This window comes from Streptomyces sp. NPDC008092, assembly GCF_042957285.1.
Taxonomy (GTDB): Bacteria; Actinomycetota; Actinomycetes; order Streptomycetales; family Streptomycetaceae; genus Streptomyces.
On record NZ_JBIBHY010000005.1, the window covers coordinates 409,708 to 430,788 of the forward strand.

General features: G+C 73.4%; 18 protein-coding genes. 8 read left to right on the top strand and 10 right to left on the bottom strand.

The window, feature by feature from the left end:
* Positions 1 to 50: 50 nt before the first annotated feature.
* From ACFZB3_RS18280 to ACFZB3_RS18290, 3 genes are all read right to left on the bottom strand, one after another.
* The gene (locus tag ACFZB3_RS18280; protein ID WP_391376650.1) at positions 51 to 1,730 is read right to left on the bottom strand and encodes a tannase/feruloyl esterase family alpha/beta hydrolase; all 1,680 of its coding nucleotides are present in this window, start codon (positions 1,728 to 1,730) and stop codon (positions 51 to 53) included.
* A gap of 304 nt (positions 1,731 to 2,034) precedes the next feature.
* Positions 2,035 to 2,511 (bottom strand): nitroreductase/quinone reductase family protein, encoded by a 477-nt coding sequence (locus ACFZB3_RS18285; protein ID WP_391376651.1) that lies wholly within the window; start codon positions 2,509 to 2,511, stop codon positions 2,035 to 2,037.
* Positions 2,508 to 3,695 (bottom strand): acyl-CoA dehydrogenase family protein, encoded by a 1,188-nt coding sequence (locus ACFZB3_RS18290; protein ID WP_391376652.1) that lies wholly within the window; start codon positions 3,693 to 3,695, stop codon positions 2,508 to 2,510. The genes ACFZB3_RS18285 and ACFZB3_RS18290 overlap by 4 nt, the downstream gene beginning before the upstream one ends.
* Positions 3,696 to 3,794: 99 nt before the next feature.
* Between ACFZB3_RS18290 and ACFZB3_RS18295 the strand changes: the two genes are divergently transcribed.
* Positions 3,795 to 4,964 (top strand): acetyl-CoA acetyltransferase, encoded by a 1,170-nt coding sequence (locus ACFZB3_RS18295; RefSeq protein ID WP_391376653.1) that lies wholly within the window; start codon positions 3,795 to 3,797, stop codon positions 4,962 to 4,964.
* A gap of 139 nt (positions 4,965 to 5,103) precedes the next feature.
* Entirely contained in the window at positions 5,104 to 6,099 is a 996-nt protein-coding gene (locus ACFZB3_RS18300; RefSeq protein ID WP_391376654.1) for an expansin EXLX1 family cellulose-binding protein, read from the top strand.
* A 49-nt stretch (positions 6,100 to 6,148) separates the two neighbouring features.
* Here the strand turns inward: ACFZB3_RS18300 and ACFZB3_RS18305 are convergent, their stop codons facing one another.
* Positions 6,149 to 6,616: a hypothetical protein gene (locus ACFZB3_RS18305; protein ID WP_391376655.1), complete on the bottom strand. Its 468-nt coding sequence runs from the start codon at positions 6,614 to 6,616 to the stop codon at positions 6,149 to 6,151.
* Between the two features lie 141 nt (positions 6,617 to 6,757).
* On the opposite strand from ACFZB3_RS18305, the gene ACFZB3_RS18310 reads away from it, so the two are divergent.
* The gene (locus ACFZB3_RS18310) at positions 6,758 to 7,429 is read left to right on the top strand and encodes a pyridoxal 5'-phosphate synthase (RefSeq protein WP_391376656.1); all 672 of its coding nucleotides are present in this window, start codon (positions 6,758 to 6,760) and stop codon (positions 7,427 to 7,429) included.
* A 74-nt stretch (positions 7,430 to 7,503) separates the two neighbouring features.
* Here the strand turns inward: ACFZB3_RS18310 and ACFZB3_RS18315 are convergent, their stop codons facing one another.
* The 6 genes from ACFZB3_RS18315 to ACFZB3_RS18340 form a co-directional block, all read right to left on the bottom strand.
* Positions 7,504 to 8,712 (bottom strand): cytochrome P450, encoded by a 1,209-nt coding sequence (locus ACFZB3_RS18315; protein WP_391376657.1) that lies wholly within the window; start codon positions 8,710 to 8,712, stop codon positions 7,504 to 7,506.
* 43 nt (positions 8,713 to 8,755) lie between these two features.
* The gene (locus tag ACFZB3_RS18320) at positions 8,756 to 10,150 is read right to left on the bottom strand and encodes an FAD-dependent oxidoreductase (RefSeq protein WP_391376658.1); all 1,395 of its coding nucleotides are present in this window, start codon (positions 10,148 to 10,150) and stop codon (positions 8,756 to 8,758) included.
* Entirely contained in the window at positions 10,140 to 10,367 is a 228-nt protein-coding gene (locus ACFZB3_RS18325) for a ferredoxin (RefSeq protein ID WP_391376659.1), read from the bottom strand. The genes ACFZB3_RS18320 and ACFZB3_RS18325 overlap by 11 nt, the downstream gene beginning before the upstream one ends.
* A gap of 270 nt (positions 10,368 to 10,637) precedes the next feature.
* A complete protein-coding gene (locus ACFZB3_RS18330) occupies positions 10,638 to 11,522 on the bottom strand; it encodes a GNAT family N-acetyltransferase (protein WP_391376660.1) in 885 nt (294 codons plus the stop codon).
* A 50-nt stretch (positions 11,523 to 11,572) separates the two neighbouring features.
* Positions 11,573 to 12,196: a GNAT family N-acetyltransferase gene (locus tag ACFZB3_RS18335; protein ID WP_391376661.1), complete on the bottom strand. Its 624-nt coding sequence runs from the start codon at positions 12,194 to 12,196 to the stop codon at positions 11,573 to 11,575.
* An 88-nt stretch (positions 12,197 to 12,284) separates the two neighbouring features.
* The gene (locus ACFZB3_RS18340) at positions 12,285 to 12,713 is read right to left on the bottom strand and encodes an OB-fold domain-containing protein (RefSeq protein ID WP_391376662.1); all 429 of its coding nucleotides are present in this window, start codon (positions 12,711 to 12,713) and stop codon (positions 12,285 to 12,287) included.
* A gap of 214 nt (positions 12,714 to 12,927) precedes the next feature.
* Here ACFZB3_RS18340 and ACFZB3_RS18345 point away from each other — a divergent pair, with 214 nt between their 5' ends.
* The 5 genes from ACFZB3_RS18345 (at position 12,928) to ACFZB3_RS18365 (ending at position 21,009) form a co-directional block, all read left to right on the top strand.
* Positions 12,928 to 14,529 carry a subtype B tannase gene (locus tag ACFZB3_RS18345; RefSeq protein WP_391376944.1) on the top strand — a complete coding sequence of 534 codons (1,602 nt, stop codon included), beginning with the start codon at positions 12,928 to 12,930 and terminating at the stop codon, positions 14,527 to 14,529.
* A 360-nt stretch (positions 14,530 to 14,889) separates the two neighbouring features.
* Positions 14,890 to 16,095, top strand: a complete 1,206-nt coding sequence (locus ACFZB3_RS18350) for an NAD(P)-binding domain-containing protein (RefSeq protein ID WP_391376663.1) — start codon at positions 14,890 to 14,892, stop codon at positions 16,093 to 16,095.
* Between the two features lie 184 nt (positions 16,096 to 16,279).
* On the top strand, positions 16,280 to 17,815 hold the full coding sequence (locus ACFZB3_RS18355) for an FAD-dependent oxidoreductase (protein ID WP_391376664.1): 1,536 nt from the start codon (positions 16,280 to 16,282) through the stop codon (positions 17,813 to 17,815).
* Positions 17,816 to 17,959: 144 nt separating this feature from the next.
* Positions 17,960 to 20,197, top strand: a complete 2,238-nt coding sequence (locus ACFZB3_RS18360; protein WP_391376665.1) for an acetate--CoA ligase family protein — start codon at positions 17,960 to 17,962, stop codon at positions 20,195 to 20,197.
* Positions 20,197 to 21,009: an enoyl-CoA hydratase-related protein gene (locus tag ACFZB3_RS18365; protein ID WP_391376666.1), complete on the top strand. Its 813-nt coding sequence runs from the start codon at positions 20,197 to 20,199 to the stop codon at positions 21,007 to 21,009. Before ACFZB3_RS18360 ends, ACFZB3_RS18365 begins: the two co-directional genes overlap by 1 nt.
* Positions 21,010 to 21,081 lie beyond the last annotated feature (72 nt).

Here is a 21,081-nt window from a genome sequence, read left to right on the forward strand (position 1 = left end):
CGCAGCCGACAGTCGGCAGACGGCGCATCGCGGCGCGTCCAGCGGAGCGCTCAGCGGCGGTCGAGGGCGGTGGTCGACTGGGCGACGAGGTCGGCCGGGACGCTCGTCCTGGTCGTGCAGGAGGCGCCCGCGCCGGGGGCGGTGGCGGTGTCCGGGTAGGCGCAGACCGTGCGCCCGGTGCCGGCCGTGGGGCCCTTCTGGTCGAAGGACTCGGGGACGCTGCCGTGCTCGGTCCACGCCTCCAGGGCGTCCAGGAGCCGCGACCGCGTGTCGGTGGTACCGGCGAGGTCCGGCTCGGTGTGGCCGACGCCCGGGAAGTAGAAGGTGCGGACGAAGGAGCGGGTGCCCTGGACGCCGTAACGGCCGAAGAGGCGCTGCTGGTAGTTGTAGGAGTTGAACGGCACGATCAGGGGGTCGGCGGCCCCCGCGTAGTAGAGGATCTTGCCGTTGTTCTTCCGGACCCTGGACAGATCGGTGCTGTCGGTGGCCGCGGTCTTCTCGAACTTGCGGTACGACGCCTCGAAGAACCGCGGGAAGTTCTCCGTCGTGAGGTTCTTGCGCCAGTCGTAGGCCGGGTCCTGTTCCAGCCAGTTGCGGACGTAGGTCTCGATCAGCGGGCTCATGGTGTTCCCGCCGGGCAGCAGGACCGAGAAGGTGGTGCCCCGGGTGATGCCGCCCCACAGCCGGTTGCCGTCGGCGTCGCGCGGGCCGTCCCAGATGAGGTCGACGGCCTCGGCCTCCGCGGCGCTGAGGCCCTCGACCTCGCGCGCGTCGAAGGTGCAGCGGCGCGGGTCGGCGACGACCCCGTCCCGGACGCCGTCCTCGGGGTCGCAGGCGGCGACGGCGGCGGCGTTCGCGGCGTCGCTCTTGGCGGGTGACAGTCCGCCGGGGCCGAGGAGTTCGTTGACGACGACCGCGGGCCAGGCCTCGCCGATGATGAACCGGTTCCAGTTGACCGCCGGGTAGCCGATCAGGAAGCCGTCGTACTCGTCGCCGTACTTCTGGGCCATCTGCCAGCCCTGCCGGCCGCCGGTGGAGCCGCCGACCCAGTAGTTCCACCGGGGGGCCCGGCCGTAGTAGGTCTTCGCGAGGGAGAGCGCCCAGACCGTCTGCTCGTGCAGGCTGCGGTCGATGAAGTCGTCGACCTGCCGGGTGTTCAGCCTGCCCGAGGGGGACAGCACGAAGCCGCCGCCGGCCTCGCCGCAGCCGGGCTGGGCGTTGGCCTCGCCGGTCCTCGGGTCGGTCGCGTCGCACCAGGCGGAGCTGTGGCCGGTGTCGGTGACCGAGCCGACCTCGCCGCGCTGGACCGCCACGCCGAGGTCGCCGAGGTTGCCGGCGTACCCGCCGCCGCCCGTGTTGAGGACGCGGCCGTTCCAGGCGCCCGTGTAGGTGCCGCCGGTACCGGCGTCGGCGGTGCTGAGCGGGAGGGTGACGCGGACGTTGACGGCCCGGGTGGGCACGAGGTCGACCTGGCAGTACGCCGGGAGCGTTCCGGAGGCGGGTACGACCTCGGAGCTGATGCTCCTGACGTGCGAGCGGGCGAGCACCGTCTGCGCGAGGGCGGCGCAGCCGGGCCCGGCCGCCCGGCCACCGCCCTCGGCGCCGGCCGGCTGCGCGGCGAGCGCGGACACCGTCACCGCCACGGCGCTCACGAGGCGGGCCGCCGGCCGCAGCCGGCGGGCGGCGGGCCTGCCGGGCCGCTGGGACGCGAGCGGTTCACGTGTGGTCATTCGTCGGCCTTTCGGAGGCGGGAATGCTCAACGCGTCATTCCAGCGTCCGGTCACGCGCCGGGGCAGCGCGTGTGCCGCTCCGCGGAACGGCCGACGTGAACACCGACGGCCGTACGGTGCGCTGCCGGGGGGCGGCCGACGGGGGGCGGTGCGGGTGTGGTTCGGCCGCGGGTGGGTGGGGGCTGGTCGCGCAGTTCCCCGCGCCCCTGAAAGAAAGGGGCGCTGCAGTGCGCCCCGCAAGGGGCGCGGGGAACTGCGCGACCGGCCACGACGGCGCCGCAGCCGGCGGCACTACGCCCGCCCCTACGGCCCGTCCTGCCGCCGGGTCAGCCGGAAGATGCGGATCTCCCGGTCCACCCGCTCCTGGTAGGCGGCGTACGGCGGCCAGAACCGCAGGAGCAGCCGCCAGGCGTCCGCGCGTTCCGCCCCCTCCAGCAGGCGGGCGGTGACGGGGATGTCCCGGCCCTTCCAGCTGATCTCGGCGGCGGGACGGTGCAGGAGGTTGTACGTCCAGGCGGGATGGCCGGTGCGCCCGAAGTTGGAGCCGACGAGGAGCCAGCCGTCCCCCTCCGGCATGCACGCCAGCGGCGTCCGGCGGGGCCGGCCGCTGCGCGCGCCGGTGGAGGTCAGGATCACGCCGGGCAGCATCTGGGCGCTGAGCAGCACCCGGCCGCGGCTGAGCCGGTGCACGGCCCGGTCCAGGGCCGGGACCACGTGCGGGGCCACCTTGGCGAACCCCCGGGTGGCGGACACCTTCTGCACCAGCCGTTCGCCGATCACACCGCCACCTCCCGTCCCGCGAACAGCCCGGCCGCCTCGGCCGCGTGCGCGCGCAGCCGGTGTCCCGGCCCGAACAGCAGCTCGTCCCCGGCGGCCCGCTTGAAGTAGAGATGCGCCTCGTGCTCCCAGGTGAACCCGATCCCGCCGTGCAGCTGGATGCCCTCCCCGGCGGCGGTCCGCAGCGCCTCCAGTGCCTGCGCGAGCGCCAGCCCGCCCACCCGTTCCCCGTGCGCGGTCGCCCAGGCCGCGTAGTAGGCCGCCGACCGGGCCGCCCGTATTGTCACGTACACGTCGGCCAGCCGGTGCTTGACCGCCTGGAAGGACCCGATCGCCCGCCCGAACTGCTCCCGCTGCTTCACGTACTCCACGGTCCGCTCCAGCGCCCGGTCCGCGGCCCCCACCGCCTCGGCCGCGAGCACGGCGGCCACGAAGTCGCCGAGGGCGGCGAGCGCGGCGCGGACGTCGGTGTCCTCGTCGGGACCCAGCAACTCGGCCTCCACATGGCGCAGTTGTATCCGGCCCTGGCCGCGGGTGGCGTCCAGGCTGGTGCGCCGGGTCCGTACGACCCCGGGGGCGTCGCCCGCCACCAGGAAGAGGAGGACGCGCGAGCGGGCGTACCCGCCGGTGTGCGCGGGCACGAGCAGCAGCCCGGCGCTGTGCCCGTCCAGCACCTGGTCGGCCTCCCCGTACAGCCGCCACCGGTCCGCCGTGCGCCGTGCCTGGACGCCCCCGGCCCGCCCGCCGCCCGCCCAGTCGGCGCCGGGCGGCCCGGTGAGCGCGAGGGCGCTGCCGAGCCGGGTGCCGGGGACGGCGAGGGCGGCGGTGCGGCTGCCGTCGGCGATCCCCGGGAGCAGCTCGGCGCGCTGGGCGTCGGTGCCGAGGGCGAGCAGCAGCGGGGCGGCGAGCACGGCGGTGGCCAGGAACGGGGTGGGGGCCAGGGCCCGCCCCAGCTCCTCGGCGGCCAGGGCGGCCTCGGTGCGGGTGCAGCCGGCGCCGCCGTACGTCTCGGGGAGGGCGAGGCCGGGCAGGCCGAGCTGTTCGCCGAGGGCGGTCCACAGGCCGGGGTCGTACCCCTGCGGCCTGTCGACGGCGGCCCGCACGTCCTCCGTGCCGCAGCGCTTGTGGAGCAGTTCACGCAGGGCGCGCCGGATCTCGTCCTGCTCGTCGGTGAAGCGGGCGTCCATGACCGGACCTCCTGACGATCTGACGGTCCGTCATGCTAGGGGCGCCGGATGCAGATGCACAGGGGCGGGATCCAGCAGATCTGATGTACCGTCAGATTCATGACCGGACCCCGCAAGGTCGCCGTGGTCGGCGTGGCCCTGTCCGACTGCGGCCGGGTGGACGAGGCCACCCCCTACGCCCTGCACGCCCAGGCGGCCCGCCGCGCGCTGGCCGACGCGGGCCTCGCCCGTGAGGTGGTCGACGGCTTCGCGTCGGCCGGCCTCGGCACCCTCGCCCCCGTGGAGGTCGCGGAGTACCTGGGCCTGCGCCCCACCTGGGCCGACTCCACCTCCGTCGGCGGCTCGACCTGGGAGGTCATGGCGGCCCACGCGGCGGACGCGATAGCCGCCGGCCACGCCGACGCGGTCCTGCTGGTGTACGGCTCGACGGCCCGCGCCGACATCCGGGCCGGACGGCGCACCGGGAACCTCTCCTTCGGCGCCCGCGGCCCCCTCCAGTTCGAAGTCCCCTACGGCCACACCCTCGTCGCCAAGTACGCGATGGCCGCCCGCCGCCACATGATCGAACACGGCACGACGATCGAGCAGTTGGCGGAGGTCGCGGTCCAGGCCCGGGCCAACGCGGCGCTCAACCCGGAGGCCATGTTCCGCGACCCGATCACCGTCGACGACGTCCTGTCCGGACCGATGATCGCCGACCCCTTCACCAAACTGCACTGCTGCATCCGCTCGGACGGCGGCGCGGCGGTGCTGCTGGCGGCCGAGGAGTACGTACAGGACTGCCGGACCGCCCCGGTGTGGGTCCTCGGCACGGGCGAGTGCCTCTCGCACGCCACGATGTCGGAGTGGGCGGACTTCACCGTCTCCCCGGCGGCGGTGAGCGGCGAACTGGCCTTCCGCCGGGCCGGAGTCACCCCCTCCGACATCGACTTCGCGGAGATCTACGACGCCTTCACCTACATGACCCTGGTCACCCTGGAGGACCTCGGCTTCTGCGCCAAGGGCGAGGGCGGGGCGTTCGTGGAGAAGGGGCGGCTGCGGGTCGCGGGCGGGGAGCTGCCGGTGAACACGGACGGCGGCGGCCTGTCGGCCCAGCACCCGGGCATGCGGGGCCTGTTCCTCCTGGTGGAGGCGGTACGCCAGCTGCGCGGGGAGGCCGGGGAACGGCAGGTGCGGCGGACCGGCGGGGGGCTGCCGGAGCTGGGCGTGGCGTCGGGCACGGGCGGCTGGTTCTGCTCGTCGGGGACGGTGGTGCTGGGCCGGGGGTGACCACGGCACACCGGCCTTCGCGAGCGGCTGCGGAAAATCCGCGGGACGGCGGCAACCTCCCGGGAACCGGCGGCAACTGTCGTACGGAAGCTTCGATGTTCGAAGGACGTGCACCGCCGAACCGCGTAAGGATCCCTCCGTGGCCTCCTCCTCACACCGCCGACGCCCGCAGCCGGACCGGGACTTCGAATGGCGCCCGGTGCGCGGCCCGTTGCTCGCGGTGGCCGCCGTCGCCGCCGTCGCCCTGGTCGTCACCCTGGCCGTGGCCTTCCGCCCCGGCACCGCGGCCGGCGCCGCCGGGCCGGAGCGGGCGGTGGCCGGGTCCGCGTCGCAGACCGTGCCTGGCGCACCCGCGGACCCGGCCACGCCGACGTCCCCGGAGCCGTCGGCCGCGTCCCCGAAGCCGTCGGCGAGCAGGCGGACCACCCCGTCGGCGACCCCGTCCACCACCCCGTCCCGGCGTGCGGAGGCGGAGAGCGGCACCACCCACGCCTCCCCGGCCACCACCACCGCCCCCGCGGCCGGCCGGATCCGCCCCGGCACCGCCTACCAGGGGGTCGCCACCTCCTACGACGTCGGCAACGGCGACGGCGCCTGCTCCTACGGCCCGACCTCCGACGTGATGACGGCGGCGATGAACACCGCGGACTACGAGACGGCGAAGGCCTGCGGCGCGTACGTCTCCGTCCGCGCGGCGAGCGGTGCGGCCATCACCGTACGGATCACCAACGAATGCCCGGCACCCTGCGCGGCCGGCCAACTCGACCTCAGCCGACAGGCGTTCGCGAAGCTGGCGCCTCTCTCGGCGGGCCGGATCACGATCACCTGGAGCCTGCTGAGCCCGGCCGTCTCCGACACCGTGTCGATCCGCTACAAGACCGGTTCCACCCAGTACTGGTGCGGCATCCAGGCGATCGGCCACCGCAACCCGCTGGCCCGCCTGGAGGTCCGCACGAGCGGCGGCTGGCTGGCGCTGACCCGCACCGGCTACAACTACTTCCTCTCCGAGCAGGGCACCGGCTGCGGCGCCGCGATCCGCCTCACCGACATCTACGGGGAGCAGCTCACGGTGCCGGCCCTCGCCGTACGCCCGGACGTGGTGCAGCGGACCGGGGTGCAGTTCGCCCGGCACTGACGCTCGGCGCCCGGCAAGGTCTGAACGAACGGCACGACCGGCCGAGCACTCACCCGCGTACCGGCACGATCCGGTGCCCCCGGCGCGGCGCCGGACCGTCGAGCAGGGCGACGCCGATGTGCCGGCGGCCGCGCACCCACGCCGTGGGCGTCATGACGAGCCCGGCGACGGCGACGATCACGCTGACGGGGAGGAGGACCGGCAGGGACTGCCCCGCGGGCAGCGCCCTGCCGCCCTCGTGGACGGCGTAGCCGAGGGCGGCGACGGACACGAGGAGGGAGAGCGCCGACACGGCGGCCCAGACGTTCCGCACCCGCCGGGTGCGCGCGTGGTCGGCGACCTCGGCGAGGACGGCCGCCGTGCAGACGGGACACTCCAGCTCGACCCGGTCCCGCCCCTCGGCCGGCCGCACCAGCCGGAAGTCGCGGGCGGCCCAGGTGACGGCCCGCGTCCTGCGCCGTCCGACATCGCCGTCTACATGGCGTACCGCCACTTTCACGGTCTTCGGTCCCCTCATGCCGGACAGTGTGGGGCCGGGGCACAGGTGTTCGCAGCGGTTCGCCCGGTTGTGCCCCGGGGTTCGGCCGGAGGACCCCGGGGCCGCCGCACGAGGTTGCTGATGGCACGGTTGCGGGAGGTACCGAGTGATACTCGGCACATGGCAGCAACGGATCTTCACACGCTCCTGAAGTCGCTCCGCGTCTGGTCCCCCGGGACCACGGAGCTACGGCCGTTCGACCCGGAGTCGGCGCCCGACGCCCCGCTCCCGCTCTTCACCACGTGGTTCGCGGAGGCGGTGGCGGCCGGGCAGCCGGAGCCGCACACCGTGTCGCTGGCCACGTCGGACGAGGCGGGCCGGGCGGACGTACGGATCGTGATGCTGCACGGCGCGGACGCCCACGGCTGGTCCTTCGCGTCCCACGTGACCAGCCGCAAGGGGCACCAGCTGAGCGCCCACCCGTACGCGGCCCTCGCCTTCTACTGGCCGGTGCTGGGCCGCCAGGTCCGGCTCCGGGGCCCCGTCTCGGCGGCCCCGGCCCGGGAGAGCCAGGCCGACCTGCACGCCCGCTCGACGGGCGCCCTGGCGGCGGCGCTCACCGGCCGCCAGAGCGGGCTCCTGTCCTCGCTGGAGGAGCTGCGCGCGGAGTCGGAGGCGGCCTGGGAGCGGGCCCGAGCCGACCCGGCCGCCCCCTCCCCGACCTGGACCCTCTACCGACTGCGCCCGCAGGAGGCGGAGTTCTTCCAGGGCGACCCGGACCGGCGGCACGTCCGGCTCCGGTACGTCGCGGAGGCGGACGGCGGCTGGCGGAGGGAACTGCTGTGGCCGTGAGCGCCGGTGCGCGGGTGCTCCGGTGTGCGGGTGCTCCGGTGTGCCGCTGCTCCGGTGTGCCGCTGCTCGGGTGTTCAGGCCGCGAGGCCCTCGATCGCCACGGGAAGGTGCCGGGGGCCGCGCAGCACCGCGTTGGCGCGGTACGGCGGCGGGTCCTCCAGGAGCCCGGTGAACTTCACCCGCCTGAACAACTCGGGGACGGCCGCGTGGAGTTCGATGCGGGCGAGCGGGGCGCCGAAGCAGTAGTGGATGCCGGTGTAGAAACCCAGGTGCTCGTTGTCCCTGCGGTCGGGATCGAACCGGTCGGGGTCGTGGAAGCGCGCGGGGTCGCGGTTGGCGGCGGCCAGCATGAGCCAGACCGGCGAGCCCTTGGTGATCGTCGTGCCGACGACGTCGATGTCGGCGAGGGCGGTGGTGAACGGGATGAACTGGACCGGCGGCTCGTACCGCAGCACCTCCTCGATGAGCGGGACGGCCAGGCCCGGCTCCCGCTGGAACCGCTCCAGGATGTCGGGGTGGCGCAGCAGGGTGAGGGTCGTGTTGGTGATCGCGTTGACGGTGGTCTCGTGGCCGGCGACCAGGAGCAGCACCGCGGTGGCCTGCAGGTCCGCCGGTGTCATGTCGGGGGCGAGCGCGCTGAGTATCCCGGGGCCGGGGTGGCGGCGCCTGGTCTCGATCAGGTCGGCCAGGTAGGCGCCCAGCTCCTGGCGGGCCCGCTGGACCGCTTCCTGCGCGTCGTCGCCGGCGGACGCGGGATCGAGCGACGAGGCCAGGGCGTCGGCCCAGCCGTGGAAGCGCGGTTCGTCCTCGCGCGGCACGCCCAGGACCCGGCAGATGGCGGTGACCGGGAGGGGGTAGGAGAAGTCCTCGACGATGTCGACCCGGTCCTTGCCGTCGAAGGCGTCGAGCAACTCGGTGACCACCTTGGACAGTTCCCCGCGCAGGCCGTCGAGGAAGCGGGGGCTGTGCGGCGGGCCGAACGGCCGGTTGATGGTGTCGCGCAGCCGGTCGTGCACGGGCGGGTCGGTGAAGATGAAGCTGGGCGGCAGGCCGGACTCCGCCGCCGGCTGCCCGGTACGGACGTAGCCGGGCGGGCGGTTGCTCGTGTCGTTGCTCAGCCGAGGGTCGTTGGCCAGGCTCCGTACCTCGTGGTAGGTGCTGACCAGGTAGGTGCCGTCGTCCTCCCGGAGGACCGGTGTCTTGCGCAGCTCCGCGTAGAGCGGGTACGGATCGGCCCGGTTGGCGTAGTCGGTGATCCGCGCGGAGATGGGGTCGGGCGTCATGTCGTCTCCTCGGTCGGGGCTCCGAGCGGTACGAGGCCGGTGATCAGGCATGCGACGGAACGAACTCGACCCGCCGTTCGCTCGGTGAGTGACCCGTCAGCGTGACCGTGGCCCCGTGGGTGGGCAGATGCGGGTCGGGGAAGGCGGGATCGACCGGCTGCAGCGTCTCGGTCCGGCGGTCGACCGTGCGGTACTCCGGCGGGAAGGGCGCGCCGGACGCGATCTGCTCCTCGTAGAACCCCAGCCACTTGGCCCCGTCGAAGGCCACCGCGGCGATGCAACGCCCGTGGTACCCGTACACCGCGACGAACCGCTCCTCGGTGAGCGCCCCCTGCGCGACCACCAGCTGGTCGCCCAGCGCGGGCACTCCCACCGACTTGATGTTGACGCCGAACTGGGAGGACCAGAACATCGGCAGCCACAGGTGCGGACGGCGCTCCGGGCCCGCGCAGATCATGTTGTGGGCGGCGATCTCGGCCTGCTCGACCGCGTTGCCCCAGTGCTCCAGCGCCAGGAACTGGTAGTCGAACAGCGGGTGGGGGCTGCGTGCGACGTCCCCGGCGGCGTAGATGTCGTCGGTGACGATGCCGTTGACGTCGAACACCCGGCATCCGGCGTCGCACGCGATCCCGCGGGGCCCCGCGGCCACCCCCGACCCGGCGAGCCAGTCCGTGTTCCGCATGGCGCCGAGCGAGACGACCGCCACCTCCACGTCGACCGTCGTGCCGTCGGACAGATGGGCCCGCCTGAGCCGCCCCACGTCGTCGCCCTCCAGGGCGGTGACGCTGATGCCGCAGCGCAGGTCGACGCCGTGCTTGCGCTGCAACCGGTCCGCGACCTCGCCGATCACCCCGCCGAGCGCGCCCACCAGGGGGGCCGGGCCGCGTTCGGCGACGGTCACTTCGAGGCCCAGCTCCCGGCAGGCGGAGGCGACTTCGGAACCCGTGAAGCCGGCCCCGATCACCAGCACCCGGGACACGCCCCCGGCCAGCTTCCGGGTCAGCCGCGCGGAGTCGTCGCGGGTGCGCAGCACGAACACCCCGTCCAGCGCGGCCTCTTCCGGGTGGATCCAGGGCCGGGCCCGGGTCCCGGTGGTGATCAGCAGGCGGTCGTAGGGGACGCTGTCGCCGTTCGCCAGGATCACCCGCTTGCTGTCCCGGTCCAGCTCCTCGGCGGCGACGCCCAGCCGCCAGTCGGCGTCGATGTCACGCCGCCGCGGCAGCTGGGTGTCCTCCGGCCGGGCCCGTCCCAGCAGCGCCTGCTTGGACAGCGGCGGCCGGTCGTAGGGTTCGTACGGCTCGTCCCCGATCATGGTCAGCGAGCCCGCAAAACCCTGCTCGCGCAGGGTCTCCGCGGCGCGCAGCCCGGCCAGCGAGGCACCGACGACGACGATGCGGCCCTCGCGCCGCAGGACCTCGACGTCCGTGTCAGCCGACATGGGACTCCACCCGCCTCGTCGGCTCGTCGGAGTAGTCGACCAGGATGGCCTGGACGGGGCAGGCCGCGGCGGCCTCCTCCACCCGGGCACGGTATTCCTCGTCGAAGCGAGGGGAGAACAGCAGCGCTTCCTCGCCGTGCAGGGCGAAGACGTCCGGGGCGAGAAAGACGCACTGCGCGAACCCCTGGCACCGGTTGAGATCGACGACAAGCCTCATCGGGCACCCGCTCTCTGCACGGGCCGCGGATCCCCGCCGACGCCGCGGCCACCCGCACTCGGTCCATACGGTGGTCGGCATGCCTCCTCCCAGCCTGAGCCCCTGCGAAGCCCCTCGCAAGACGAGGCAGGCCGGCGGGGCGGACCCGCCGACGTCACTGCGGTACGACAGCGCCCCGCAAGGGGCGCGGGGAACTGCGCGACCAGCCACGACGGCGCCGCAGACAACAGACGGCGGACACCACCCCACCCGGCACCCGCACCGCCCCACTCAGCAAGCCGCCCCGAACTCGTACACCGCCCAGTCGGCCACCGGCCGGTAACCGATCCGCTGATAGAGCGCGTTGCTCGTCGGGTTCGCCAGGTCCGTGAAGAGCAGCACCTCCGCGGCGCCCGCGGCCACCGCCGCCCTGCTCACCTCCGCCGTCACCGCACCGGCGTAGCCGCGGCCGCGCAGTTCCCGCGGGGTGTAGACGGGCGCGACCCGGACCTGGCCGGCGACCGCCAGGGTCACCCCGGCCATGGAGACCGGGATGCCGTCGGGGGTCTCCCAGAGGGTGACGCCGCCGTACGAGAGCCGGAAGTCCGCCCAGTCCGCGGCGTCCCGGCCGCCGCCCTGCAGGCCCGCGTCGGCCACGAACCCCTGGTGCCAGCGGATCAGCAGGTCCCGGTCGGAGCCGTCGGCCACCCTCGCCCGCCCCTCCGGCGCCGGGGCGGGGGGCGTCAACTCGGCCAGCCGGTAGAGGCGTTGCAGTTCGCTCAGCTTTCCCGGCGCTCCGGTCCGCCGGGCCCACGCCGCCACGAACGCCTCCGCCGTGGCGTTCTCGGCGCAGATCCCGGGCACCGGGTGGCCGAGGGCGAGGAGGCGCTCGGCCAGCGCCTCGGTCCCGTCGGGCGTGAGGCGGGTGACGTTCAGGGTGTACGGGGGCGTGTGCAGCAGCGCCGCGGCCACGCTGCCGTCGCCGCGGGCCAGGAAACCGAAGAACGGGGGATCGTCGCCGTACGCCCGCGGCCCCCGCCGCCGCAGTTGTGCCGTCACCGTGAGGTGGACGGTGTGGAGATCCGGGCGGGAGTGCAGGAAGTCGCCGGCACGGGCGAGGAACTCGTCGACGTCGTCGGTGAAGTGCCATTCGGACGACGGAGGTTGTGTGGTCATGGTCGATGATCCCGGCGGATCGCCGCGCCCCGCGACCGAATTTGCCCCGCTCAGCGCCGCGCCGGGACCCGGTCCGGGTCCGGGCTCGGATCCGTGGCCAGGCGGGCGTGCAGGTGCACGTCCCGGAAGGCGTCCTGCCGGCCCGCCTCGAACATCGCGCCCCGCAGCGTCCCCTCGTAGCCGTAGCCGCAGGTATGGGCGATCCGGCAGGACGCGTCATGGCCGAGGGCGTGGCCCAGCTCCAGGCGGTACAGGCCCAGTTCGGTGAAGGCCCAGTCCGTCGCCAGGGCCAGGGCGCGGGTGGCGACCCGGCGGCCCCGGGCCTCGGGAAGGGTCCAGTAACCGACGCGGGCCGTCCGGAACGTGCGGTCGATCATGTTGATCCCGATGTGGCCGAGGGTCGTACCGCTCTCCGCGTCCGCGATCCGGAACGGCGCACAGGTGCCGTCCGCCGCCTGCTTCCGCTGCGCGACCAGGGCGGCGCGGGCCCCCGGGAGGTCGCTCACCACGGTGAGCGGGGTGTTCCAGCGACGGAAGTCCGGGTCGGTACGGCTGCGCAGCCACACCTCGACGTGGGCCTCCGTGTCCGGGTCCCAGCGGCTAAGCCGCAGACCGTGACCGTGCGGGGTGGTGTCGGGGCGGGGGGCGGGGGGCTGTTCGCCGGTGGGAGCCATGAGGCCATTGAAGCCCGCGCGATTGCGCCGCCGGGCGGCGGGCCGGACGTCCTCGGGACACCGGCGGCGGGCGGCGGCCCCGGCGTTCTCAGCGCACCGCCGGGCGGAACACCGGCGCCCCCTCCCGGAAGGCGACCTCCAGGTCCAGTCCGGCGCGGAGCGTCCGCGGGTCGGCGGCCACCACCTCCGTCATCATGCGCGGCCCCTCCGCGAGGTCGACCACGGCCGCCACGTACGGGACGCGGTCGCCGAACGGCGGGAGGTCGTTGCGGTGGACGACGGACCAGGTGTAGAGCGTCGCGCGGCCGGTGGCCCGCTCCCAGGTGACGTCCTCGCTCCAGCAGTGCGGGCAGAACTCGCGGGGGTAGTGGTGGGCCCGGCCGCAGGAGCCGCAGCGGCGGAGCAGCAGCCGGCCCTCGGCGGCCGCCTCCCAGTAGGGGCGGGTGAAGGCGTCCGGTTCGGGGCGGTCGTACCGCGGGGACTCGCTGCGTATGCCGTCGGAACTCGTCGCGTCCATGAATCTGACGTTACGTCAGATACTGAAGCGCAGCCTAGCCCCGGATGGGCAAAACCTGTGCATTCCCCGTGGCCCTGTGGGTCCCCCGTGAGATCCCGGGAAATTGTTGACGATTTTGTCGGCCCAAGATTACGTTCGCAGCCGCAAGGCCAAGGAGCCCGACACGAGAGGCAGCAAGGTGAAGCACAAGGCAGTGAAGCGCAGGACCGTGATCATGGGGATCGGCGCCACGGCCGGTGTCGCGGCAGTCGGCGGAATCGCTCTCAGCGCACAGGCGTCGAGCAGCTCCTCCTCGTCCTCGGACTCCCTGACGTTCGACCCGGACGGGTATTCGAAGCTGACGACGACGATCACGGACACCGAGGGCACCGAGCACAATGTGACATACCACTTCTGGAAGGCGATCACCTACGTCGCCGACCCGGTGGACGCCACCTACCAGTCCCTGATCGTCAGCGCCCCCGTCGAGATCGACGGCACAGCGGTCGACCCGGCGAACGCCCCGATCCTGCTCGCCAACTCCATCGGCGGTTACATGCCCGCCTCCGTGGCCGACGCGACCGAGGTCGGCGGCGGCGGTTCCGCGGCGGGCGGCGCGCCGCCGAGCGGTGCGGCCCCGAGCGGCGCGGCGCCCAGCTCCTCCACCGGCACGACGTCCAACGCCAACGGCAACACCAACGCCACCGGCGGCGCCACCGCCGGCAACCAGCTGCTCGCGCTGGCCGCCGGGTACGTCGTGATCGAGCCCGGCGCCCGCGGCCGTACCCTCAAGAACTCCGACGGCGAGTACTACGGCACCGCCCCGGCCGCGATCGTCGACCTCAAGGCCGCCGTCCGCTACATCAGGGCGAACAAGGGCCTGATCCCCGGAAATGTCGAGCGAATCGTTTCTGCTGGCACCAGTGCGGGCGGCGCCCTCTCCTCGCTGCTCGGCGCGTCCGGCGACAGCCCGATCTACGACAAGTACCTCAAGGAGCTCGGCGCGGCCGACGCCTCGGACGCGGTCTTCGCGGTCGGCGCCTGGTGCCCGATCACCGACCTGGAGCACGCCGACGGCGCCTACGAGTGGAACTGGGGCACCAACGACCTCTCCACCGGCAAGCAGGTCGACCAGTCCGTCTCCAAGGACCTGAAGGCCCGGTTCGCCGAGTACCAGGCGGGCCTGAAGCTGCGCGGCCTGGACCGCTTCGGTCCGCTGACCGCCCGCAACTACGACGACTACCTGGTCGAGCAGTACCTCCAGCCGTCGGCCACCAGGTACCTCGCCGCGCTCTCCGACTCGGACCGCGAGACGTACCTGGCGAAGAACACCTTCATCACCTGGTCCGGCGGCACGGCCACCTTCGCCTGGGACGACTTCCTCACCCACGTCGGCGCCCGCAAGAAGGACACCCCGGCCTTCGACGCCTTCGACCTGTCGGCCGGCGAGAACAATGAATTCGGAGCGGGTACCACCGAGACCCGCCACTTCACGGCGTACGGCGCGAAGAATGACTCCACCGGCCTGAGCACCAAGCGGGTCGCCGCCGACATCCCCGAGAAGCTGAACCTGATGAACCCGATGTACCACCTGGTGGAGAAGGTCAACGACCGCCGCTCCAAGCACTGGTGGATCCGCCTCGGCACCAGCGACTCCGACACCTCGCACGTCATCTCCGCGAACCTGGCGGCCCGCCTGGACAACCTGGGCGACGACGTCAACCACCTCTACTACTGGGACGAGGGGCACGGCGCCAACACCGACCCGGGTGACTTCATCACCTGGATCGCCACGGTGACGGGCTACGGCAAGAGCAAGAAGGGCAAGCGGAATTGAGAGGTTGCGGCGGAACGAACAGGCCCCCGCGGAACTGACAGGTCCCCGCGGAAGTAAGAAGCTCTCACAATCGTGATGGGGCTCTCGAAGCCGCGATAGCCTCCCCGGACGCGGTGTCCTTTTTCCCGTCTGTCTAAGGACACCGCCCACCCGTGACGTCGGACCCCAGCGCACCGGGGTCCGACGTCACGGGCCTTTCGCTTTCCGGGCCGGTTTCCGGCAGATTCGGTCTCGCTTCGGTCAGATGAGGTGGGCTACGTCACAAGTCCCACTCACTTCTCCTACGGGTGTGATCAATCCGCAACCAATTCCGGTCTTGACCGAGACCCATCAACGTGAAGCGTGATTACGCTCGCGCTCATGGCCGTGTTTCCCCCCACCGTTTCGCCCGTCTACGTCATCGGCGCAGGCCCCGGAGGTCTCGCCGTCGCGTACGCGCTGCGGGCCCGGGGCATCCGTGCCGTGAACCTGGAGAAGTCGGACGACGTCGGCGCGTCCTGGCGCCGCCACTACGACCGCCTCCACCTCCACACCACCCGGCGCCTGTCCGCGCTCCCCGGGCTGCCCATACCGCGCCGCTTCGGCCGCTGGGTCTCCCGTGACGACGTGGTGCGCTACCTGGAGAAGTACGCCGAGCACCACGAACTGGAGATCGTGACCGGCGTCGAGGTCTCCCGCGTGGAGCGCGCGCCGGACGGCGACGGCTGGCTGCTGCACGCCTCCGGCGGGCGGGAGCTGACCGGTTCCGCGGTGGTGGTCGCCACCGGCTTCAACCACACCCCGCACATCCCCGACTGGCCGGGCCGGGACGGTTTCGGCGGCGAGTTCCTGCACGCCGGCGCCTACCGCAACGCCGAGCCCTTCGCCGGCCGGGACGTCCTCGTCGTCGGCCCCGGCAACACCGGTGCCGAGATCGCCGTCGACCTCACCGAGGGCGGCGCCGCGCGGGTGCGGCTGGCCGTCCGCACGGTCCCGCACATCGTGCGCCGCTCCACCGCCGGCTGGGCGGCCCAGTACAACTCCGTCCTGGTACGACGGCTCCCGACGGCCTTCGTCGACCGGCTGGCCCGCACCATGGCCAGGGTCAGCGTCCCCGACCTGGCCGCGCACGGCCTGCCCCGCCCCGACAGCGGGCTCTACAGCCGGGTGAAGCAGGGCGCCATCCCGATCCTGGACGTCGGCCTGATCGAGGCGGTGCGCCGGGGGAAGGTCGAGATCGTCGCCGCCGTCGACGGTTTCGAGGACGGCGAGGTCGCCCTCGCCGACGGCACCCGCGTCTCCCCCGACGCGGTGATCGCCGCGACCGGCTACGTCCGCGCCCTGGAGGGCCTGGTCGGCCACCTCGACGTGCTAGACGACCGCGGCCGCCCGCTCGCCCACGGCCGCCGCACCCCGAAGAACGCCCCCGGCCTCTACTTCACCGGCTACACCAACCCCATCAGCGGCAACCTCCGCGAGATGGCCATCGACGCCGAGAAGATCGCGAAGGCGGTCGGGAAGGCGGTCGCGAGGACGACCGCGAAGCGGCAGGAGACGGCCCGGTCCGAGCGGCAGCCGACGGTGTGAGCCGAACGGCCCGCAGCCGGGCCGAATAGCCTCAACCCCCTTACACATCAACCCCGTTGCCCATGTGACGCAAGCGACGGATGCCGTTTGTTACCGGCGGTAGCATCGCGCCGTGCCCGGGACCAGAATGTGAGCCCTGCTCAACTTTCCGGCTCCACCCTCTCGCCCAGCACGGAGGACGCACGTGGCACGTGAAAGACAGCTCACCCCCCGGACCTCTCCCCGGACCTCCCCCGGGACCGCCTCCCGGCTCTCCCGCCGTTCCCTCCTCGGCGGGGCCGCCGCCGGGGCCGCCGGCCTCACCGCGCTCTCCGCGGGCACGGCCTCGGCCGCCGCGTCCCGGACGGTCGACGTCGCGATCGTCGGCGGCGGCATCGCCGGGCTCACCGCGGCCCGCGACCTGGTGGCCGGCGGCAGGACGGTCGCGGTGCTGGAGGCCCGGGACCGGGTCGGCGGCCGGGTGGTGAACCTGAAGCTGGCGAACGGCGGCTTCTCCGAGGGCGGCGGCGAGTTCATCGGCCCCACCCAGAACCGCATCAAGGCCCTCGCCGACTCCCTGGGCGTGGCCACCTTCACCACCTACAACACGGGGAACAACCTCCTCTACAAGGACGGCAAGCGCACCCCGTACGACACCAGCGGCCTGCTCGGCTCGGTGCCGCCGGTGGACGCGGCAGGACTCGCCAACGCGGCGATCGTGCAGTCGGAGCTGGACAGCATGGCCGCGCAGGTCCCGGTGGACGCGCCCTGGACGGCCGCCAAGGCCGCCGAGTGGGACAAGCAGACCTTCGAAAGCTGGCTGAACGCCAACGCGATCATCCCCTCCGCCAAGTTCCTGCTGGACCTGGCCTGCACGTCGATCTTCTCGGCCCAGCCCCGCGAACTCTCCCTGCTCTACGTCCTCTACTACATCGCCGCGGCCGGCGACGAGTCCCACGCCGGCACCCTGGAACGCCTCACCGACACCGCGGGCGGCGCCCAGGAGTCCCGGTTCGTCGGCGGTTCCCAGCAGGTCCCGATCAAGCTCGCGGCGACCCTCGGCGACCGGGTGGTGCTGAGCGCCCCGGTGCGCTCCATCGTCAAGTCCGGCGGCTCGTACGTCGTCACGGCCGACGGCATCACGGTCGACGCGACCCGGGTGGTCGTGGCTCTGCCGCCCCCGCTGGCGGCCCGCATCACCTACGACCCGCTCCTCCCGGCCGCCCGCGACCAGCTCACCCAGCGGATGCCGATGGGCTCGATCGGCAAGGCGATCGCCGTCTACGACACCCCGTTCTGGCGGGCCGACGGCCTCAACGGCCAGGCGGTCAGCGACTCCGGCACGGTCCGCTCCACCTTCGACAACTCCCCGCCGGACGGCTCCTACGGCGCCCTGATGGGGTTCATCGAGGCCGACGAGATGCGGGCGTACGACGCGGCGGGCGAGGCCGACGTCAAGGCCGCCGTTCTGGCCGACTACGCCAACTACTTCGGCGACAAGGCCAAATCACCCACCTCCTTCGTGCTGCAGCGCTGGGACAATGAGAGCTTCTCGCGGGGCGGCCCGGTGGCCTACGCGCCGCCCGGCGTGCTGACCGGGTACGGGGCAGCGCTGCGCGCACCGGTGGACGGGATCCACTGGGCCGGGACGGAGACCTCGACGTTCTGGACCGGGTTCATGGACGGGGCGGTGCGGTCGGGCGAGCGGGTGGCGAAGGAGGTGCTGGCCGCCCTCGGGTGAGCCGGCGGGGTGCCTGCGGCCGCACCTTCCGGCTTCAACTTCCTGCTGCGACTTTGCACGCAGACCAGTTCCTGACGCAGCGTCAGTTCAGTAATCTGACACTGCGTCAGTTAATTGTGCTGTCACACAGGAGCGGGCGGAACGATGCTTGGATCAACCCACGGCACCCTCACCACCGACTCCCGCCGGGCCCGGGTCATCGCCTGCGGTGAGCAGCGTCCCGGGCCCGCCGTGCACGGCCGCGCGGCCGACACGGGCGACGGGGACGCGCTGGACGTCAGCGGACGGCCGCTGTACGCGGACGTACCGGATCTGGACAGGTTCTTCCGCCCCGAGTCCGTCGCCGTGGTCGGCGCCTCGGACGCCGAGGGGCGGCCCAACACCGGCATCACCCGGCAGCTGCTCGACTGGGCCGGGCGGGTCGGGGCCCGGGTGCACCCGGTGCATCCGACCCGGCCGTCGGTGTTCGGCATCGCCTGCGTGCCCTCGGTCGCCGACCTGCCCGAGCAGGTCGACCTCGCGGTGCTGCTGGTCGCCGACCCGCTGCCGGTGATCGAGGAACTGGCCGAGGCCAAGGTGAAGTTCGCGGTGGCCTTCGCCTCCGGGTTCGCGGAGACCGGTGTCGAGGGCGCCGCGGCCCAGATCCGCCTTGCGGCGGCCGTACGGCGGTCCGGGCTCCGGCTGCTCGGCCCGAACACCAACCTGAACGCCTTCGAGCGGTTCCGCGACGACCTGGACGGCCCGGCGATCGCCCTGATCACCCAGTCCGGCCACCAGGGCAGGCCGGTCTTCGCCGCGCAGGAACTCGGCATCCGCCTCTCGCACTGGGCGCCCACCGGCAACGAGGCCGACCTGGAGACCGCCGACTTCATCTCCTACTTCGCCGAGCGGCCCGAGGTCGGCGCCATCGCCTGCTACGTCGAGGGTCTCAAGGACGGCCGCGCCTTCCTGCTGGCCGCCGACCGCGCGGCCCGCCGCGGGGTGCCGGTGGTCGCCGTGAAGGTCGGCCGCACCGAGGCCGGCGCCCGCACCGCCGCCTCCCACACCGGCAAGCTGACCGGCGCGGACGACGTGGTCGACGCGGCGCTGCGGCAGTACGGGGTGATCCGCGTCGACGGCCTCGACGAACTCCAGGACACCGCCGCCCTGCTGGCCCGGGCGCGGGCGCCGCGCGCCGACGGGGTCGTCGTCTACTCGATCTCGGGCGGCACCGGTGCCCACGTCGCCGACCTGGCCGCCGGCCTGGGGCTGCGGCTGCCGGTGCTGTCGGAGGCCCGGCAGGCCGAGCTGCACCAGTGGATTCCGGAGTACCTGAGCGTGGCCAACCCGGTCGACAACGGCGGGCACCCGGTGGGCGACTGGCGCGGCCGGAAGATCATCGACTCGATCCTGGCCGACCCGGAGGTCGGGGTGCTGGTCTGCCCGATCACCGGCCCCTTCCCGCCGCTCAGCGACAAGCTCGTCCAGGACCTGGTGGACGCGGCCGAGGCGACCGACAAGCTGGTGTGCGTGGTGTGGGGCTCGCCGGTCGGCACCGAGGCCGCCTACCGCGAGGTCCTGCTCGGCTCCTCCCGGGTGGCGACCTTCCGCACGGTCGGCAACTGCCTCACCGCGGTCCGCGCCTACCTCGACCACCACCGCTTCGCGAGCACCTACCGCTCCCCCTTCGACGAGGCCCCGCGCACCCCCTCGCCCTCCTACCGCAAGGCGCTCGCGCTGATGCGGCCGGGACAGCAGCTGAGCGAGCACGCGGCGAAGCAGCTGCTGCGGGCCTACGGCATCCGGGTGCCGCGCGAGCAGCTGGTGACCAGCGCGGCGGCGGCCGTGCGCGCGGCCGGGCTGGTCGGCTATCCGGTGGTGATGAAGGCGTCCGGCGGCCAGATCGCCCACAAGACGGAGCTGGGTCTGGTGAAGATCGGCCTGACCTCGGCCAGCCAGGTCCGGGACGCCTACCGCGACCTGACCGACATCGCGCGTTACGAGGGGGTCGCCCTGGACGGCGTACTCGTCTGCCAGATGGTGGAGCGGGGCGTGGAGATGGTCGTCGGCGTCACCCACGACGACCTGTTCGGGCCGACGGTGACGGTGGGGCTCGGCGGGGTGCTGGTCGAGGTCCTGCACGACGCGGCCGTACGGGTGCCGCCGTTCGGCGAGGACCAGGCCCGGGACATGCTCGCGGAGCTGCGCGGACGGGCCCTGCTGGACGGGGTCCGGGGCCGCCCGCCGGCCGATCTGGACGCGCTCGTCGAGGTGGTCCTCCGCGTCCAGCGGATGGCCCTGGAGCTCGGCGGCCAGCTCGCCGAGCTGGACATCAACCCGCTGATGGTGCTGGAGCAGGGCCAGGGCGCGGTGGCGCTGGACGCGCTGGCGGTGTGCCGCTGATGGACACCGTCCGGTACGTGACGGCGGAGCGGGTCGCCCACCTCACCCTCGACCGCCCCGACGCCCTCAACGCCCTCACCCCCGACCAGCGCGACCACGTCATCGACCTCCTCGGCGAGGCCTCCGCGGACCCGGGGATCGGCGCGGTGGTCATCACGGGCACCGGCCGCGGCTTCTGCGCGGGCGCCGACCTCCGGGGCGGCGGCAGCGGTGCGGCCGACGGCGCCGACGGCACGACGGCCGAGCGGGTGCCGGGTGACGTGGCCCGCACCATCCGGCTCGGCGCCCAACGCCTGGTCGCCGCCGTCCTCGACTGCGAGAAGCCGGTGATCGCGGCGGTCAACGGCACCGCCGCCGGCCTCGGCGTGCACCTCGCGCTCGCCTGCGACCTGGTGCTGGCCGCCGAGTCGGCCCGTTTCATCGAGGTGTTCGTCCGCCGCGGCCTGGTCCCCGACGGCGGCGGCGCCTACCTGCTCCCCCGCCTGATCGGCCCGCACCGCGCGAAGGAGCTGATGTTCTTCGGCGACGCCCTCTCCGCGCCGGAGGCCGAACGCCTCGGCCTGGTCAACCGGGTCGTCCCGGACGCGGACCTGCCCAAGACGGCCCGCGACTGGGCCGCCCGCCTGGCTGCCGGCCCCACCCGTGCCCTCGCCCTCACCAAGCAGCTGGTGAACGCGTCCCTGGACACCGACCGGGCGACCGCCTTCGCCGCGGAGGCGGCCGCCCAGGAGATCAACATGACGACCCGGGACGCCCAGGACGGCGTACGGGCCTTCGTGGAGCGCAGAAGCCCCGACTTCCAGGGCCGATAAGAGGAATCCCGGGCCCGTTGACGCCGATACCGGGCCCCCGCCCCTTCCCATCTGACGCCCCGTCACTTTCAA